Below are 18,886 nucleotides of genomic sequence, written 5' to 3' on the forward strand. Positions count from 1 at the left end.
ACTTGAGGAGCGGTAATTCATGACCCATAATCAGCAACAATCAGAATTTATCAACGATAGTCAGGCTCAACTCAATAATAAAAGCGACAGCGATAATAATAAAAAAATACCGCATGTCTTAATGATATTAGATGGTTTTGGGCATCGTGAAGACGATAAGGACAACGCAATTGCTGCTGCCGATATGCCAAATCTAGATAAAATTTATCAGCAGTATTCACACGGATTGATATCTGCTTCAGGAAAAGATGTTGGTTTGCCAGATGGTCAATTTGGTAACTCAGAAGTTGGGCATATGAACTTGGGTGCTGGCCGTGTTCTTTATCAAGACTCGACTCGTATCTCCAGTGAAGTGAATAATCGTGAGTTTTATAAAAACGAAGCATTGGTAAATGCTGTAAAAGCGGCAAATGAGCTTGGTGGCAACGTGCACATTATGGGGCTGTTGTCGGACGGTGGAGTGCATTCGCATCAAGATCATATCGAAGCGATGTGCCATTCAGCACTTGTCCATGGCGCCAAAAACGTCTTTGTCCATTGCTTTTTAGATGGCCGCGATACACCGCCAAAATCTGCTGATAAATACATCAATCGTTTGCGTACACATATCGGCAAGCTCAATGAGCACTACGAAGGTGGTCGAGTACAGATTGCGAGTATTATCGGACGTTATTATGCGATGGACCGTGACAACCGTTGGGACAGAGTGCAAAAAGCCTATGAGCTTATCACTGAAGGTAAGGCTGACCGCTTGTCGACCCGAGCCGATGGTGCTGTACAAGCTGCTTATAAAGCACGTGAGACAGATGAATTTATCAGTCCTACTACCGTAATCGGGCGTGATGAAGTGCCATACACGGTTGATGATAATGATGCTTTGATTTTTATGAATTTCCGTTCTGACCGTGCTCGTGAACTGGCACAAGCCTTTGTACTGCCGGATCATGAATTTTCTGGATTTGCGCGAAACAAGCAACCTAAACTGGCCGCTTTTGTGATGCTGACCAAGTATTCAGACGTTTTGGCGGATAATTCAAAAACAAGTATCGCGTATTATCCAACGTCATTGACCAATACACTTGGTGAATATCTGCAAGATCAAGGCAAGACACAGCTGCGTATCGCAGAAACCGAAAAATACGCTCATGTAACATTTTTCTTTAGTGGTGGACGTGAGGATGAGTACAACGGTGAGACACGTATTTTAGTACCTTCTCCAAATGTGGCTACTTATGATTTGCAGCCTGAAATGAGTGCACCTGAAGTGACAGATAAGTTGGTAGAAGCGATTGAATCTGGCAAATATGACGTATTGGTCGTGAACTATGCCAATGGTGATATGGTTGGTCACACGGGTATATTTAATGCTGCTGTACAAGCGGTAGAGGCATTAGACGTATGTGTGGGTCGTGTGGCGACTGCAGTGCGAGCCGCTGGAGGCGACATGCTAATCACGGCTGATCATGGTAACTGTGAGCAGATGCAGGATTATGACAGCGGTCAAGTACATACTCAACATACTACTGAACTAGTACCTTTTATTTATGTGGGTGGCAAAAGTTTAAAAGTGCGTCATGGTGGTAAGTTAAGTGATATCGCACCAACTATTTTGGCATTGATGGACATCGAAGCGCCAGTTGAAATGACGGGTGAGAGCTTATTATTGCCAGCATCATAATTGGTGACAGATTGTCGTTGTTAGAAACTAAAAAAAGGAAGGATATCTATTATCTTTCCTTTTTTTGATACATTTTGCCTAAGATATTTGCAATACTATTCTAGTTTTAAACATACGCTTGGTGTTATGTTATCAGGCATGTTTGATAAATATATCTATAATAATGATATTGTACATTCTATTATTTAAACGAGTTGTCCTATGCATTCTATCTATTCTGTGCGACTGTCTCTCTCTAAGCGATTGGGTAAACCAGCGCCGAATTTATCTATCATACCGACTTTTTTTAAGCCTGTATTGATGATAGGTTTGCTAGGATTGAGTGCTTTTACTATACAGGCACAGGCAGCAATCCTACCCGATAAAGGTGCAAGTAATCCTACAGCCAACCTACAACTTATCAGTTTAAATGATGATGAAATAGCTGCCGAAAATGACACTCATAATTTATCAGATATTGCTGATATGCTTGAAGCTGCAGACGATGCTGATGACTCAATAGATAGTGTGCCAGATGAAAGTGCTTTAACTGACGATACGGATGATATCGATACCAGTATTCCGTCTGACGTTGCGCAAGTATCACTGAATGCCATTTCTCCAGAGACGCTTAAGACGTTTGTCGCAGTAGTGGATTTAGTGCGCCGTGAATATGTAAATACGGTGAATGATGAAGAGCTATTCAGCAATGCGATGAGTGGTATGCTGACCAAGCTTGACAGTCATGCTGAGTTTTTAGATGCTGAGGCGTACGAAAATCTACGCGCTTTTACAGAAGGTGATGTCGGTGATGTCGGTATCAAGGTCACTTATCAGCCTGTAGTTGGCTACTGGGTAATTACAGACGTTGATGAGGATTCACCTGCTGATAAAAAAGACATCGCTGTTGGTGATTATTTGCATCAAATTGGCGATCTCAAACTGGATGCTAATAAAGAAAGTAACGATATTAAGCAACTCCTGACAGGGATTGCGGGTACGCAAGTAGATATTGTGACCTCGAGAGCTGGTCGCCGCAAACATACCACTAGCTTACAGCGTAATAATAGTCACCCTCAAGTCGTTGAAGCAAAGCTAAACAATGGTATTGCCGTTATTAAGTTACCTGCTTTTCAAAATAATAGCCGTGAAAAATTATTGGAAAGCTTGATCGATTTAGAGGCACCCGTATCTGGTATTTTATTAGACATGCGTGACAATCCAGGTGGTGTATTAACGTCAGCGGTGAGTGTTGCCAGTTTATTCATGACTGACACTGATGTGGTACAAGTGAAAGCTCGTCAAAGTGACACACGGACTCTATCGACTCAAGGTGCCGCATTATTAGAATCATTGCCAGTTGTTGTTTTACAAAATAGATATTCGGCATCAGCAGCAGAGGTATTGTCTAGTAGTTTACAAGCACAAAAGCGAGCCACTATTGCTGGTGAGGTCAGCTATGGTAAGGGGTCAGTACAGTCAGTCATACCACTCAATGATGAGCAAGCCGTTAAATTGACAGTTGCTAACTATATGACAGCATCAGGCAAAAAGATAGATGGTATCGGTGTAAAGCCTGATGTCACATTATCAGGCAATGAGGGTACATGGGAGCAGCAGGCACTCGAGATACTACAAGCACAAAAGTTAGGTTCAGGTATTCGTTTTGTTCGAAAGCCTACTAAAAGTGATAAGGGCTTAGAGGCCGAAGGTAGCTGATTAAGTAGTTGTTACTCATTATAGATTATAGATAGGCTATAGAGTCAAATCATCACTATAGTCAATCCTCTATAAAAGAGTGACAGCGTTAACCTCGCTTGAAGTATTACATATACATCTGCACTCGGTTGCCCTGTATCTCTTTTAAGCTGAATCAACTAATAAATGTTTATGATTCAGACTCATCCTCAGATATTTCTAATTTTTTCATGCGGTAGCGCAAAGAGCGAAAAGTCGTACCTAATAGTTCGGCTGCCTGAGTTTTGTTCCATCCGGTTTTTTTGAGAGCAGTAATAATCAGTTGCTTTTCTTGCTCTTGCAAGTAAGTTTCTAGCCCTTGAACGGGTAATTGGCCATCAGATAATTCGCTTATATTGACCTTTTTCTTACCTTCTTGTTGGGTAGAGTCAGGGTTGATGGACTCTTCATCGTTATGAGATGTTGTAGGGTTTAATATTTCTGCTTGATTGACTGATGAACGCTGTCTCATAGCAGGGAAGTGCTGAGTGCTAGTGCGATAAGGGTGCAAGTTGGTTGTTACTTGCTGGATCTTCGGTGCTATTGCTTCATGTGTTGGTTGGATGGTTTTTTCACCCGCTTTTAGCGTTCCACTCACTACCTTATCGTTTAACTCAGGTTCTAGTATTTGAGCATGACTGATATCAATATCTGTAAGACCTAAGTGATTGACGTCAATGTGTGAGCTCTCTGCTAGGGTCACGGCTCGCTCAAGGATATTGCGTAGTTCACGGACGTTGCCGGCAAAGTCATGATGTTGCAAGCGCTCGCAAGCCTCATTGGTCAATGATGGTGGCGTCTCCAACTGCCATTCATTAGTAATCATGGCCAAAAAATGCTCAGCTAAAACAGGTATGTCGTCACGACGTGCATTTAGAGTAGGAAGTTTTAGTTCAATCACATTGATACGGTAGTACAAATCTTGTCGAAACGCACCACCTTGTACCAGTTGACTTAGGTCTTTATGGGTCGCAGACAATATACGAATATCTACCGGCAATTCCTTGGTATCACCAATCGCTCTCACTGTTTTTTCTTGAATGGCACGCAGTAGTTTTACCTGCATTGCGAGCGGTAAGTCTGCTACCTCGTCTAAAAATAGCGTACCACCGTTTGCTTGTTGGAACAGTCCTTGTTTGTCAGCGACAGCACCAGTAAAGCTGCCTTTTTTGTGACCAAAAAATTCTGACTCCATGAGCTCTGAAGGTATAGCACCGCAGTTAACTGGTACAAAGCTACCATCTCTACGTGGGCTTAAGTCGTGAATCAGTCTGGCAACCACTTCTTTACCTGTACCTGATGCGCCTGATAAAAAAACAGGCGCTTGTGAGCGAGCCAATTTTAAAATAGTTTTTTTCAGAGGATGCATTACGGCAGAATTGCCGATGAGCCTACTGTCTAACATTTTTTGCTCAGGTGAAGATTCAGGTGTGGTACTTGCTGCATGGTCTTGGTGGATAACTTTTAAGGCATTTTCGACCAGTTGGCGTAAGCGCGGTAGCTCAAGGGGTTTATTAACGAAATCAAAAGCACCAAGTTTGAGTGCTTCAATCGCTAGGTCCATACTACCATGGGCAGTAATAACCGCTATTGGGGTGCTAGAACTGTTACTTATTTCTTTTACCAACTCTAGCCCTGACCCATCAGGGAGCTTTAAGTCGGTCAAGCAAAAATCATAGTCATTGTCTTTCCAGAATGATCTTGCTTGTGACAACGTATATGCCACATCACTTTTGATGCCCATTTTGGTCAAAGTAATTTGCATTAATCGGCACAAATCTACTTCATCATCGACGACTAGCGCGGTTGTTGTCATACATTATCTCATTGTGTTCAATAGCTATAGTCTGTCCTATACAATTCAGTTACGGTGTCAGGAGCGTTCAGTCTACTGTTTGTAGTACTTTCTCTCGCCTTTTTTGTATTTGAATTATCTTAAACTGACTATATAGAATTAAAAAAATAAATAGTAAACCTTAAAATCAACATAACTCAATGGTAAAAATTCTGCCAAAGAATAAGACTGTTACTTACAAAATATTTTTATTCACTTCATTTTTATTTATTGTGCCATACGTATTAGCCTAGACAGAAGGTGCTATCAAACGAAAGCATGTTTTCTTATGCTCAGGTATATAAAGTAAACGAGTCTGATTGGCCTCACAAAATGCTTGCGATAAATATAATCCCAAGCCTGTTCCCGCTTGATCTGTAGTAAAGAACGGATTAAATAAATGCTCTAAACTTTCGGCGCTCACACCAGCACCATCGTCTAAAACATCGATTATAACATCGTTGTCGGCACAATAAATCTCGATTTCTACATAAGCATGAGGGTGTGCATAGCTACTATAGCGTAGGCCATTATTGATTAAATTGATCAAAACTTGCTCTAACTGATGAGTATCAAATGATATGGTAGGTTGCGTTTTTACTCGTAAAAAAACGTCATGTCCTTTGAAGTAGTTTTCTAAAAATGTTGGCATCCACTCAGCCAGTATGATTGACTGCTGACTTGCTGCTTGCTGGCGCGACAGTTTTAGGACATCCTCTATAATACGATTGACGCGTTTTGTTTGCGCAAATATCATTTTGTAAAGCTCATAATTACCAGACAGGTCGACATTTGAGTTACCAACCACTATATTCTCATCTGTGGTATTTCTTTCCTCAATTTCTATTACATCTTCCATTAACAGCTGACTGGCCTGAGAAATAGTCGCTAAAGGATTTCTTATTTCGTGGGCAATACTGGCGGTTAACTGTCCTAGAGATGCTAGCTTTAACTGTTGAGCGCTGGCTTGCTCACGGCGTAAATCTTCTAGCATTATTAGTTTGCTACCATCCTTTAATGGAATGATATATACGCGTAGTTTGCCGAATATAGAGGCATTTGCTACTGAAGGTAGGTCGTAAGTAAAAGTACAAGATTGTCCTGCTGAGACTGACAAACAGGCATGCAAGAGTTGCGTATGTTGTTTGCTAAGCTGTTGCTCAAAGTTGGTTAATAGTTCAGTGTAGCTCTCATGTCGTGTACTATCTAACTCGTCAGATGCGCTTGGCAATGGTACCGATGAATTGTAGGGGAGGCTGAGTAATTGGTGAGCGGCAAGATTGGCTAAGACGACATGCTGTTTGTCGATGACGATGACACCATTAGCCATCTGCGTGATGACTTCTTGATTGATGACATTCAATCGTGCTACTTCTTTGGCATGACTCGCGGCTACTTTTTCGAGCTGTACTAAGCGATAGGAGATCGACCAACTCAATCCACCAACTGCCAAAAAGCTGGCTGACATGAGTAAAGCGTTACCTAAATTGGCCAAATTCATACTATTAGCAATGGCATAAAAAAATTGCTGATAAATGACAAAAATAATAGCAAGTAGCGTAATGACTAAGGCTTGTGAGCTGTGTAACAGCATAAAGCTAGCTGCTACTACTACCATATATAGCATGGTCAGCTGTAAATCAGGTGCACCAGCTGAATAAAGCAATAAGCTCAATATAGTAACGTCTAAGACCAAGCCAAAGGCCAGCTGACGTCGCATCTTTTTATGCACTACATAAAATAGCCCAAGCAAGATTAAACTCAGTAAAATATAAAAACTTAGGACAGTTTGTTGCAAAAAGCTTGGTAGAGAGGCGATATTGCCAGTCTGAGCAGTTATATACACCATCAACATAGAAAATAGGCCAACGATGAAGCGGTAACTGCTATAGATTAGCCCTAATCTGCGTAACTGTATTAGCGGAAGGGTCTCATCTTGATGTAAATAATCAGTAATAGCAGACTTCATAAATTGACCATAGTAAAGAAAAGGTGGCTAAACGATTTATGGTTGAATAAGACCGTGACGAATGGCCAAATGAGTCAATTTGACATCACTATCAACACCGACTTTTTCGTAAATACGATAGCGATAAGTGTTAATGGTTTTCACACTGACGAATAGCTGATCGGCTATCTGTTGAGGGCTTTGACAGTTAACCACCATCATTGCTACCTGCTTTTCACGGTCACTTAATAGATCAAATGGTGAGTTAGCATTATCTGATAACAGCACATCGGCCAATTGTTCGGCAACATCTTGGCTAAAATAGCGTCCGCCTTGATAAACCTTCTTAACAGCTCTTATCATCTCATCAAGGGGTGTGCCTTTAGTAATATAACCATTGACACCTGCTTTGATAAGCATCGAAGGATAAGGCTGTGCGGACATGCTACTGACGGCTAATATTTTAACACCTATATCAAGCTGAATTAAGCGTTTGGTTGCTTCTAGTCCACCGATATTGGGCATGTTGACATCAAGCAAGACCACATCAGGACGCAGCTGTTTAGCCAACCTAATAGCCATATCACCACTGTCAGCTTCGCCGACAACTTCGATGTCGATACTGTCTGATAGCATGCGGCTAATACCCATTCTTACCAAATCATGATCATCTACTACCAATACTTTAATCATAACGATACTCTTTATTTTTTGTCAGAATGAATGTTTAACTGATGCTGAATGACAAGTAGTTTCAAGTCATTTGAGCTATTTTCTAATCTTGGAACACAATATACTGCTAACGTATTATGTCGTTATTACTACGCAATATAACAAAATATGAATGGTCGCTTGATTAACAGTCAACCTATGTTTCTAAAATGTGAAGCAATGTTTCTATAGTATAAAGTGGTTGTAGCGAAATTTGAATTAGGTCAAAATAAACTACTAAATCAGTTTGATAGATTAAACTTAAATGCAAACCATGATACACTAAAAATACAAAAACTCTATATGAGTACTTACAAACACATCCATAAAGGCTACGTACGTTTGTGACGTCAGGCAGGGTATAACTGACGTGATAACGACAGCAGGGGGCATAATGAAGCAACTACCATTAACCAAACAGCAATTAATCGCTGCTATGATTTCATTGAGTTTGGGCAGTGCTGCACAAGCCGCACTTACGATTAATGGTAGCACTGATACTGGATCTAGTGCTCGTATGAGTTGGGGCGGTGCGGACAGTCTATCTGAAGCACGTAACATCATGTACAAGTCTAACAGCTCTACTATCAAAAAAATTGATAATGGTTCTGGTACAACAACTTCTAACAGTTTTGGTAGTAGTAACAATAGTTACAATACCACCTACCGCGGTGCATTCGGTAGTAGTGATATGATCCCTATTAGTACTGATTCTCGCAGTGTCGCTGTCATTGACGCTGAGACTGGTGAGTCTATTTATGAAAAGGATGCCGATGTTGCGCGCCCGATGGCCAGTATTACTAAAGTAATGACCGCTATGGTGGTACTGGATGCTGGTCTCGATATGCGCGAAGAGATTACTCTTGATCCAGAAGACTTCGTCGGTCCTAAGCGTGCAAGCTCGAACCTAAAATCTGGCGATCGTATGAATCGTGCTGAAATTTTATTAATGGCATTGATGAAATCAGAAAATCCGGCTGCAAAAAGTTTAGCCCGTAACTATCCAGGTGGTTATAATGCCTTTATGCGTGCGATGAACCGTAAGGCTCAAGACTTAGGAATGACGACCGCTTTCTTCGGTGACCCAACGGGTCTCGATAAGCGCAACGTTGCTTCGCCAAAAGATCTTGTGAAAATGGTACGTGCTGCTGGTAATTACGATGTGATTCGTCGTTTCTCTACCACGAAGAGCTATGACTTCTTTGTCTCAAACTACTCAAGTGGCAACCGCACTTATAAAGCCAACAACACAAGTAGCTTGGTTCGAGACGGCAGTTATCCAATTGGTATCTCAAAAACAGGGTTTATCAATGAAGCGGGTCGTTGCGTCGTGATGGAAACGCGCGTGAATAACCGTCCAGCGATTATCGTAATCTTAGGGGCGAACAGCTCAGCCACGCGTTGGGGTGATGCCAAAAATATTCTTAACAGTTTAGCGACACGTCGCACAGTTTAAGCTTATTGGTTTGGTACTTATAAAAAAGCTGTTATGTGATATAACAGCTTTTTTATTGTGTGGATATTAAGGACACATTGTATGATTAAGTCATCAAATTTTTTAATGCCAAAGCTATACTTATTGACAAACGATGATGAGTTTTCAATTCTATATCAGAAGTTAGAAGCAGCATTAGCAACTGGCTTAATTGCGCTACTACAAATCAGGCGCAAGAAGATACTCGCGTTACCTAATGGCGAGTCGCAACTGTACGACGAGGCGCTACAAATAGTTGATTTGGCAAATACGTACAACGTTCCAGTTGTCATAAATGATGATATTAACTTGGCAGCGAAGCTTGGTGTCGGTGTGCATCTGGGTCAAAAAGATGGCAGTGTTCGTGATACACAAAAGTATTTAGCACCGAACCAGATTATTGGTCGCACTTGTCACTGTGAGTCAGCGTTAGTCGAAGAAGCAAAAAGCGATGGTGCAAGTTATGCTGCAATGGGCGCAGTCTTTACTTCTACAACCAAACCAAATGCCGATATCGTTTCACATGAGCAGCTTGTTGCCGGTTGTCAGCAAGGCATAGACATGTGCGTGATAGGTGGTCTGACGGCTGAAAATGTCTCGACTCTAGCGGGGTTGCCTATTAAATATGTCGCAGTAGTAGGCGATATCATGGATTTACCAGTAGCGCAAATCGCTAAACGTTGCCAACAGTGGCAGCAGGCATTTTCTGAGTGGGAAAAACCTGCTTTATAGTCTATTTATTGAAAATATAAGCCAAATGTTATTCAGCATGTTCCATACATAGTGTGGCGTAGGGTAGGGCTTCTAAGCGTTGTACTTCGATTTGCTTGCCGCATACCTCACACTCGCCATATGTGCCGTTTTCGATACGGCTTAAGGCATTGTCGACATAAATTAAGCTTTGGTGTGCTTCGCCCATGAGGTTCTTGCGCATGTCATTTTGACGATATGAGATGGCTTGATCTTCCCAGTGCTCGTTTAGAGCATCTTGTGGGTTTTGAATATGGTCTTCAATTTTATCGATTCGAGTCTCATACTCGTTTTTTAGTGCTAACAGGTTTTGCTTGGCAGTCTCTAAGTTGATGCTCATTATATTCTCCTAAGGATGGGTTGTTTTTATTATCTACAATTATATCGTAGAGACGTTGACGGTTGAGTACCACCACAAAATGTTACTGGCTCTTTAATAAGGTTCAAAGAATAAGCGTTGAGTTTTTGGTAGGTTCCACATGAGCTATCGACAGAAAACTGGTAGAATACACCGCCGTTAATTTTTGTCTAAATAGATATGTTGATAATCGAATAATAAACATAAAGAATTATCACAAAGGTAGCGTTCAGTTTAGGAAAATAAAGATCAACATAGATAACAGTTGGTCGACCCTCTTTTATAAAAAATATGTAATAACACATGTCATAGCAATAGCAACCGTAAATTAACCAACAGATTGATGTATAGGAGCAGGTAATGAATTTTTTGCGTATGAGTGAGCTGAACTTAACGGATAAAGTCGTGTTAGTCCGAGAAGATCTAAACGTACCTATCAAAAATGGTAAAGTTACGAGTGCTGCTCGTCTGCAAGCAAGCCTACCTACTATAAAGATGGCACTAGAAAAAGGGGCTGCTGTTATTGTTTGCTCACATCTAGGCCGTCCGACTGAAGGCAGTCCTGAAGCAATATATTCATTAGAACCTGTTGCTGACTATTTAAGCGAAAAACTAGCAGCACCAGTGAGCCTGAACCGTGATTATTTGACGCAAGGCGCTTCTATCAAAGCTGGTGAAGTCGTACTACTAGAAAACGTGCGTTTCAATGAAGGTGAAAAGAAAAATGATGCCTCTTTAGCCAAAAAATACGCAGATTTATGCGATGTATTTGTGATGGATGCTTTTGGTACGGCACATCGTGCGCAAGCATCAACAGAAGGCGTTACTCAAGCCATGCATCAAATGGGAAAAACAGTCTGTGCAGGCCCTTTGTTAGCTGCTGAACTTGATGCACTGAGTCTAGCACTTGAGACCCCAGCTCAGCCGATGTTAGCTATTGTTGGTGGATCGAAAGTATCGACAAAATTAGAAGTTTTGCACAGCTTGGCAGAAGTATGCACACAGATTATTGTTGGTGGTGGTATTGCTAATACTTTCTTAGCGGCTCAAGGTCATAGTGTTGGTGCGTCATTGTATGAAGCAGATTTAGTAGATACAGCTCGTGACATCATGAGTAAAACTGAAATTTTACTGCCTGAGTATGTCGTCGTTGCTGATAAAAACGACATCGACTTTGCTGACTTTACTGGCTCACTGCAAAAGGCAGCCGCAACGATTAAGTCTGTTGACTCGATTGGTGACAATGACATGATATTGGACATCGCACCAGAGAGCGCAAAACAGCTTGCCGATGCGATTATCAATGCGAAGACTATTCTATGGAACGGCCCAGTGGGTGTATTTGAAGTAGATGCTTTCGGCCAAGGTACACATATAGTGGCAAATGCTGTTAAAGATAGCCAAGGTTTTTCAATTGCTGGTGGCGGCGATACGTTGGCAGCAATCGATAAATATCAAATTGCTGATGGTGTCAGCTATATGTCAACGGGCGGTGGTGCATTCTTGGAATTCGTAGAAGGTAAAGTGCTTCCAGCGGTTGCAGCGCTGCAAATTGATGCTTAATTAAGTCGATGCTACCTAGACGTTTGGTAACATTAGACGTACAACTAATGTTAAGCATCTCATGTAGGCTATCGAAATAATGTGATGGTTATCGCTTTTTTAGTCTGTCTTCAGACCAGTTATAAGCAATAGCCGTTGATTATTAAGTCATTATTATTTATCTATATACTTAAAATTATTATTGCATGTCTCATTTGCACTCTATAAAATAGTGCCACCATGTATTTTGACATGTCTTATTTACGAGAGGTTTATTATGTTAAAACGTCATTTGTTACTTGCTAGCGTACTTGCTGGTACTTTTGCAGTTACTGCATGTAGCCAACAGACAGAAGAAAACGCTGAAGCGACTACTGAGTCTGCTGCTGATGACATTTCTGCTGAAACTGAAGCGACTGCTGCTGACGCTGAAGCGGCTGCTCAAGACGCTGGTACTGAAGTTACCGAAGGCGCAGAAACTGCTGGTGCAGCTGCTACAGATGCATTGCAAAACACTGGTGATGCTATCGCTGAAGGTACTAGCACTGTCGTTGAAGGTACTGCTTCTGCGGTATCTGAAGGCGCTACTGCTGTTGCTGAAGGTGCGGACGATATCGCTGTTGACGCTGAGCAACAGTATTAAGTTAAGTAGTAAGCTAAGTAATAAGTCACTTCATTACTGATTTATTGACCTGCTATTGATTGATAGAATAAATCAATAGATTAGTAACGAACATAGATTTTTGTATTATAAGCCTCATGATATATTAGAAAAGCCTTGGTGATAGCCAAGGCTTTTTGCATTTCTTATTTTTAATTTGAAACTTTATATGAACTAACCTATTAGCCGATCATTTGCAGAATGCGCTAAAATAAAGCATAGACTAAACATATAAACAAATAGTCAGGCAACGACTACGAAGACAGAGCAATTTTTGTTATAATCATCGCGTATTCATTGTCCTGAAATGATTCACTATTATGCTGATTGACAGTGCTATTACTGTTATCAAGCAAAGTTTTTTGCTAATGGCTTTAAAAGCCGTCATTTCAAGAGCTATTTTTAAAATACTATCCAAAACTCAATCAGAGAGCGTTTTATGGCCTTAATATCTTTACGTCAACTTCTAGATCATGCCGCTGAACATAGCTATGGTGTTCCTGCCTTCAACGTCAATAACCTAGAGCAGATGCGTGCAATTATGATGGCTGCAGATGCCTGTGATTCACCTGTTATCGTCCAAGCCAGCGCTGGTGCACGTAGTTATGCAGGGTCAGCATTTTTGCGTCACTTGATTATTGCTGCTATCGAAGAATGGCCACATATTCCAGTCGTTATGCATCAAGACCATGGCATGTCACCTGCGATTTGCCAACGTTCAATCCAGCTTGGCTTTTCATCAGTGATGATGGACGGCTCGCTTGGAGAAGATGGTAAGACACCGATGGATTATGATTATAATGCTAGCGTGACTCGTGAAGTCGTTAAGATGGCACATGCTTGCGGTGTTTCTGTAGAAGGTGAGATCGGTTGCTTGGGTAGTCTTGAGACTGGTATGGCAGGCGAAGAAGACGGCTCTGGTGCAGAAGGCGTATTGGATCATGAGCAACTATTGACCAGTGCTGACGAAGCTGAGCAGTTCGTTAAAGACACCAATGTCGATGCGTTAGCCATTGCTATCGGTACTAGCCATGGTGCCTATAAATTCACACGTCCACCTACAGGTGACATTCTGTCTATTGAGCGCGTAAAAGAGATTCATGCCCGTATTCCTAACACGCATTTGGTGATGCATGGTTCGTCATCAGTACCGCAAGAGTGGCTAAAAGTCATCAATGAAAATGGCGGTAATATTAGTGAGACTTATGGCGTACCTGTTGAGCAAATCGTTGAAGCGATTAAGCATGGCGTACGTAAGGTCAATATCGATACAGATTTACGTTTGGCATCAACGGGTGCTATTCGTAAATTTCTTGCAGAAAACCCGAGCGAGTTTGATCCACGTAAATACTTCAAAGCATCTATGGTCGCAATGTCAGACATCTGCACCAATCGTTTTGAAGCTTTCGGTTCTGCAGGTCAAGCGCATAAAATTCGTCCAACTAGCCTTGAAGGTATGGTGAACTTTTACCAGTAAGATTTGTCTGGTAAAAAATAGCGGACAATAAAGCGGCAGCTGATGTCGTTTATACAATAACCTATATAAGAGGTAGTAAGTGATGATCGGATTGATTACCGGACAAGTGCAATATTTAATGGCACCAACCGCTTGTATCATGACTACCTCTGGTGTTGGTTATGATATTGAGCTGCCATTGCCTTCATTTTGTCAGCTACATCTCAATGAGCAGGCAAGTATTTGGACGCATTTTCATGTGCGTGAAGATGCGCAGCTGCTCTATGGATTTATCGATCGCAAAGAGCGAGATGTCTTTCGTCAGTTGATTAAAATCAATGGTGTTGGGGCAAAAATGGCCTTGGCTATGCTATCTGCGATGTCAGCAGCTGAGCTCAAAATGCACGTTGAGCAGGATTCAGAGACAGCCCTGACTCGTATTCCAGGTATCGGTAAAAAAACGGCACAACGTTTGCTGATTGAACTAAAAGACAAACTGAAAAATATTGAAGTGGATAATAGCAATTTAGAGTTCGCTATTCAGCCTGCTGAGATTTCTGCCGAAGACAATATCATCGCTGAAGTAGAAGGCGCTTTGATTAGCTTGGGCTATAAAGAAAAAGAAGCCCAGCAAGCCATTAGAGCCGCTAAGAGTAATGGTGATGTCTTTGTAGATACGCAAGGATTGTTAAAAGCCACGCTACAGCAGCTATCAACGTTTAAGTAGTTTTGGCTACTATTGCTACTAATGGTTACATCAGTAAACATCGAATAAATAAGCGACATTAATTGTCGCTTATTTTCGTTTTGGCAGATAACTTTTAATGTTTTGCATGACTTATAGGTGGCGTTTGGTTATGCTATTTATTACCTAATTTATTAATATAATGATAAAAACTATGATGCAAGATCGTTTGATTAATCCACTAGAAGGCGCAGGGGATGCTCCTGATTCCAATATTCGACCAGCATTATTGGCCGAATATATTGGCCAGCCAGTCGTACGTGAGCAGATGGAAGTGTTTATTGGTGCAGCGCGAGGCCGTAAAGAAGCGTTAGACCATACCCTTATTTTTGGTCCGCCTGGTCTAGGTAAAACTACGCTTGCTAATATTATTGCGCGTGAAATGGGTGGCAATCTGCGCTCGACCTCAGGGCCAGTGCTTGAGCGTCCAGGCGATCTGGCAGCCATGCTGACCAATTTAGAGGAAGGTGATGTACTATTTATTGATGAGATTCATCGATTGAGTTCAGTTATTGAGGAGATACTATATCCAGCAATGGAAGATTTTCAGCTGGATATTATGATTGGTGAAGGGCCTGCTGCCCGTTCTATCAAGCTTGATTTGCCACCATTTACCTTGGTTGCCGCAACCACTAGAGCAGGGCTGTTGACGTCGCCACTGCGAGATCGCTTTGGTATCGTACAGCGACTTGAGTTCTATAATATCGCCGACCTAACGACGATTGTCAGTCGTGCAGCACGTTTGATGCGTGTGCCTATGAGTGAAGATGGCGCGGTAGAGATTGCCCGTAGGGCGCGTGGTACACCACGGATAGCCAATCGTCTGTTGCGCCGTGTTCGTGATTATGCCGAAGTCAGGGGTGATGGTAGTATCAATGGTGCGATTGCAGGCAGTGCGCTAGATATGCTGGCTGTTGATAGACGTGGTCTCGATCATTTAGACAGACGCTATATCGAAATATTGCATGAGCGTTTTGACGGGGGGCCTGCAGGTGTCGAAGCGGTAGCAGCTGCTATGGCAGAGGATAGGGGTACACTTGAGGACGTAATTGAGCCCTACTTAATTCAGCAAGGCTATGTGCTGCGTACGGCACGTGGTCGTGTATTAACTCAAATGGCGATTGACCAAATGCTATAGTATTCAGTATTTAGCATAAAAAATGCGCCTGCTTCTCATTAAAAGCAGGCGCATTTCTTTGTTTGAGTCTAAAGTCACGAGGCTTTTTCTGAACTAAGTAAATAAAAGATAAAGCTGGTCTTTAAGCTAATATACGCCAAATTACAACTAAGATAGCCAATAGATAAAAAATAGGGGCAAACCAACCGACTTGTATGGCGATGGCAATGGAAACGGCAAAGCCTGCCAGTGCTAGCCAGTCACGGCGACGGTCATTGAGCATGTCAGCACGAATTTGCTGTATCTCTCGTAGTTGACTGTCTTGGCGCGCGCCTTGTGAGGCAAGACTTTGTAAGCCTTGATCTAACAATTTTGGAATATCGGTTGTAGACAGTAACATCTCAGGTAACTGTTGGCGAAGCTGCTGTAAGTTACGCATAGGGTCTAGCTGCTCTTTGATCCAACTGCTTAGAATGGGCTTGGCAAGTGACCAAATATCAAGATCAGGATATAAATCGCGACCAAGGCCTTCAACATGTACCAATGTCTTAAGCAGTAGCATGAGCTGCGGCGGAATGCTCATATGATGACGGCGTGCAATGTCTAGAATTTGCATTAAGACACCAGCAAAGTCGATATCATTAATGGATTTTTTTAGCATTGGCCCAACGGTGCGCTTCATATCGCGCATCAAGGCGTGTTTGTCAGTATTTGGCGGTATCCAACCTGCTCGGCTCACAACATCAACCATTGCCGTAAAGTTGTCATTCATAACTGCCAGCAGCATACGCGCGACGATGAGTTGATCGTCTTTCGATAAAGTGCCCATGATGGCACAATCTAGACCGATATAACGTGGCTCATGACCTAAATCGACCGCTGCCATACCTGCGTGTAGTGTTTGAACTGGCGGCGTCTCTACGAATACATTCCCCGGATGCATATCAGCATGAAAGAAGTTATCACGGAAAACTTGGGTAAAAAATATCGTCAAGCCTTTTTTGGCCAGTGTCGCACGGTCATAACCAAGTTGATCAAAAACCTCAACCTGCGAGATGGGAACGCCTTGAATACGCTCCATTACCATCACATTTTTGGCCGCATCATAGACTTCAGGCACATACATCAATGCTGAACCCAAGAAATTATTGCGCATTTGAGTGGTATTGTCTGCTTCAAGGGTTAAATCTAGCTCGTTAAGCATGACTTGCCGATAGTCTTCGACAATATCAATAATATGTACAGCACGTGCCGCTTCGATACGCGCAGACGCCCAGTTGGCTAATTCACGTAGTAGCTCAAAGTCAGCAACAATGGTGGTACGGATATCGGGACGAACCACCTTTACGACGACTTCACGGCCATCATGTAGGGCAGCAGTATGAACTTGAGCGATAGAAGCGGCTGCCAGTGGTTTGATGTCAAAGCGTGCAAACAAGGTTTGGATAGATTGTCCAAGACCGTTTTTATTATCTTGAATTTGTGCAATAGCAATCTCAGCATCAAACGGTTTGACTTTGTCTTGTAGCTGAACCAGTTGCTCAATAATCTCAGGTGGCACCAAATCACGACGCGTAGAGAGCAGTTGTCCCAGTTTTAAAAACAGGGTACCCATGTCCTCAAGTGCATACTTGATGGCATTGGGTTGATGTTTTTTGCCCCACGCAGCATGATGCGTACGAATCAAGCGCGCTAAAGGTTGTAGCTGCGGTGCCTCTTCAAGAGGTAAGTGGGTGTCAAGACGATACATGGCAGCGATACGCCAAAGCTCGCGTAATCGGGCATGGTGGGATAGTAGCATGAGATTAAGTACTCTAAGTAAATTTAAAAGATATGATCAGACTAGATAAATTTTAGAGGTAATACTATCATGGTAAAGATATTTTAAGAATGGCTGAGCCTTACATTACTCATTTAGGGCAAATTGGTTTTATTAAAAATTTCTACAAGGATCTAAAGTGAAAATAAATAAACTATGGTTGCCACTATTTTCAATGATTTTTATTACTCACGCTGCTTTTGCGTTTGAGTGCGATTCACCTGAAAAAGAGATCTTTGACACTACAGATTGTCTATATTCTGGGCGCGCCATAGTTATGGATGATAAAACCCAAAAAGTTGGATTTGTAGATGAAAAGGGAGAGGTAGTGATCCCGCTTATTTACGATGATGGACATAGGTTTTCAGAAGGCCTAGCCTCCGTTTATCTGAAAGGGAAAGTTGGTGTAATAAATACTTTTGGAGAAGTCGTTGTCCCATTTAAATATGATCTTATCCCTCTTTTTTCAGAAGGGTTTGCATCCATTTATTTGAAAGGGAAAGTTGGAGTAATCAATAATTTGGGAGAGATTGTTGTTCCCTTTAAGTATGATTATATCGCTCCTTTTTCACAGGGGTTAGCTGGAGCGAAAAAGGGTAAGAAAATGGGCTATATTGATTCAATGAATAATATAGTAGTCCCTTTTATTTACGACCAAACAGATAGGTTTTCAGAAGGCTTTGGGGCAGTCAAGCTAAATGATAATTGGGGATTTATCGATAGAGGAGGCAAAGTAGTAATACCCATAAAATTTGAAGAAATTGGTAATTTTCAAGAAGGTTACGTTGCTTTATTAACTAACAGTAAATTTGGTTTTGTTGATACAAAGGGAGAGGTTGTAATCTCTCCAAAATATCAATATGCTTTCAAATTTTCAGAGAGCTTAGCAAGAGCAAGTATAGACGATAAATGGGGGTATATTAATAAGTTGGACGACATAATAATACCTTTTAAATATGATTATGCCACTGACTTCAAAAATGGATTAGCTACGGTTACTGTAGATGAACAAAAATTTATAATTGATAAAAAGGGCAATATCATAGAAAAAATTAATAAACAGTAAATACGTTATAC

Annotated in this window: 15 protein-coding genes; 10 read left to right on the plus strand and 5 right to left on the minus strand. The window is 41.6% G+C overall.

The features are described from left to right. The first annotated feature begins 19 nt into the window (after positions 1-19). Entirely contained in the window at positions 20-1,678 is a 1,659-nt protein-coding gene (gpmI, locus tag IPZ60_RS07440) for a 2,3-bisphosphoglycerate-independent phosphoglycerate mutase (protein ID WP_194197199.1), read from the plus strand. A 201-nt stretch (positions 1,679-1,879) separates the two neighbouring features. After that, complete coding sequence (locus IPZ60_RS07445) at positions 1,880-3,376, plus strand: S41 family peptidase (protein WP_194197200.1); 1,497 nt, start codon at positions 1,880-1,882, stop codon at positions 3,374-3,376. Between the two features lie 169 nt (positions 3,377-3,545). Here the strand turns inward: IPZ60_RS07445 and IPZ60_RS07450 are convergent, their stop codons facing one another. The 3 genes from IPZ60_RS07450 to IPZ60_RS07460 form a co-directional block, all read right to left on the minus strand. Next, positions 3,546-5,210 (minus strand): sigma-54 dependent transcriptional regulator, encoded by a 1,665-nt coding sequence (locus IPZ60_RS07450; RefSeq protein WP_194197201.1) that lies wholly within the window; start codon positions 5,208-5,210, stop codon positions 3,546-3,548. Positions 5,211-5,478: 268 nt separating this feature from the next. Further along, complete coding sequence (locus tag IPZ60_RS07455; protein WP_194197202.1) at positions 5,479-7,197, minus strand: PAS domain-containing sensor histidine kinase; 1,719 nt, start codon at positions 7,195-7,197, stop codon at positions 5,479-5,481. Between the two features lie 36 nt (positions 7,198-7,233). Then, the gene (locus tag IPZ60_RS07460) at positions 7,234-7,869 is read right to left on the minus strand and encodes a response regulator (RefSeq protein ID WP_194197203.1); all 636 of its coding nucleotides are present in this window, start codon (positions 7,867-7,869) and stop codon (positions 7,234-7,236) included. Positions 7,870-8,281: 412 nt separating this feature from the next. Here IPZ60_RS07460 and IPZ60_RS07465 point away from each other — a divergent pair, with 412 nt between their 5' ends. Beyond that, positions 8,282-9,343, plus strand: coding sequence for a serine hydrolase (locus tag IPZ60_RS07465; RefSeq protein ID WP_194197204.1), 1,062 nt, complete (start codon positions 8,282-8,284; stop codon positions 9,341-9,343). A gap of 81 nt (positions 9,344-9,424) precedes the next feature. Beyond that, entirely contained in the window at positions 9,425-10,093 is a 669-nt protein-coding gene (locus IPZ60_RS07470; RefSeq protein ID WP_194197205.1) for a thiamine phosphate synthase, read from the plus strand. Between the two features lie 28 nt (positions 10,094-10,121). On the opposite strand, the gene IPZ60_RS07475 is transcribed toward IPZ60_RS07470, so the two are convergent. Then, on the minus strand, positions 10,122-10,451 hold the full coding sequence (locus tag IPZ60_RS07475; protein ID WP_194197206.1) for a TraR/DksA C4-type zinc finger protein: 330 nt from the start codon (positions 10,449-10,451) through the stop codon (positions 10,122-10,124). 378 nt (positions 10,452-10,829) lie between these two features. Here IPZ60_RS07475 and IPZ60_RS07480 point away from each other — a divergent pair, with 378 nt between their 5' ends. The 5 genes from IPZ60_RS07480 to ruvB all read left to right on the plus strand — a co-directional run bounded on the left by IPZ60_RS07480 (position 10,830) and on the right by ruvB (position 16,011). Continuing rightward, positions 10,830-12,032, plus strand: a complete 1,203-nt coding sequence (locus IPZ60_RS07480; RefSeq protein ID WP_194197207.1) for a phosphoglycerate kinase — start codon at positions 10,830-10,832, stop codon at positions 12,030-12,032. Between the two features lie 256 nt (positions 12,033-12,288). Continuing rightward, positions 12,289-12,654 (plus strand): hypothetical protein, encoded by a 366-nt coding sequence (locus tag IPZ60_RS07485; RefSeq protein ID WP_110922626.1) that lies wholly within the window; start codon positions 12,289-12,291, stop codon positions 12,652-12,654. A gap of 457 nt (positions 12,655-13,111) precedes the next feature. Beyond that, entirely contained in the window at positions 13,112-14,149 is a 1,038-nt protein-coding gene (gene fba, locus IPZ60_RS07490; protein ID WP_194197208.1) for a class II fructose-bisphosphate aldolase, read from the plus strand. Positions 14,150-14,231: 82 nt separating this feature from the next. Further along, positions 14,232-14,855 carry a Holliday junction branch migration protein RuvA gene (gene ruvA / locus IPZ60_RS07495; RefSeq protein WP_194197372.1) on the plus strand — a complete coding sequence of 208 codons (624 nt, stop codon included), beginning with the start codon at positions 14,232-14,234 and terminating at the stop codon, positions 14,853-14,855. A 175-nt stretch (positions 14,856-15,030) separates the two neighbouring features. Next, positions 15,031-16,011, plus strand: coding sequence for a Holliday junction branch migration DNA helicase RuvB (ruvB, locus tag IPZ60_RS07500; RefSeq protein ID WP_110922844.1), 981 nt, complete (start codon positions 15,031-15,033; stop codon positions 16,009-16,011). A gap of 121 nt (positions 16,012-16,132) precedes the next feature. Here the strand turns inward: ruvB and IPZ60_RS07505 are convergent, their stop codons facing one another. Beyond that, on the minus strand, positions 16,133-17,791 hold the full coding sequence (locus IPZ60_RS07505) for an AarF/ABC1/UbiB kinase family protein (protein WP_194197209.1): 1,659 nt from the start codon (positions 17,789-17,791) through the stop codon (positions 16,133-16,135). 157 nt (positions 17,792-17,948) lie between these two features. Here IPZ60_RS07505 and IPZ60_RS07510 point away from each other — a divergent pair, with 157 nt between their 5' ends. Further along, a complete protein-coding gene (locus IPZ60_RS07510; protein WP_194197210.1) occupies positions 17,949-18,875 on the plus strand; it encodes a WG repeat-containing protein in 927 nt (308 codons plus the stop codon). The last annotated feature ends 11 nt before the right edge of the window (positions 18,876-18,886 follow it).

The sequence above is a fragment of the Psychrobacter sp. NG25 genome, assembly GCF_015234355.1.
Taxonomy (GTDB): domain Bacteria; phylum Pseudomonadota; class Gammaproteobacteria; order Pseudomonadales; family Moraxellaceae; genus Psychrobacter.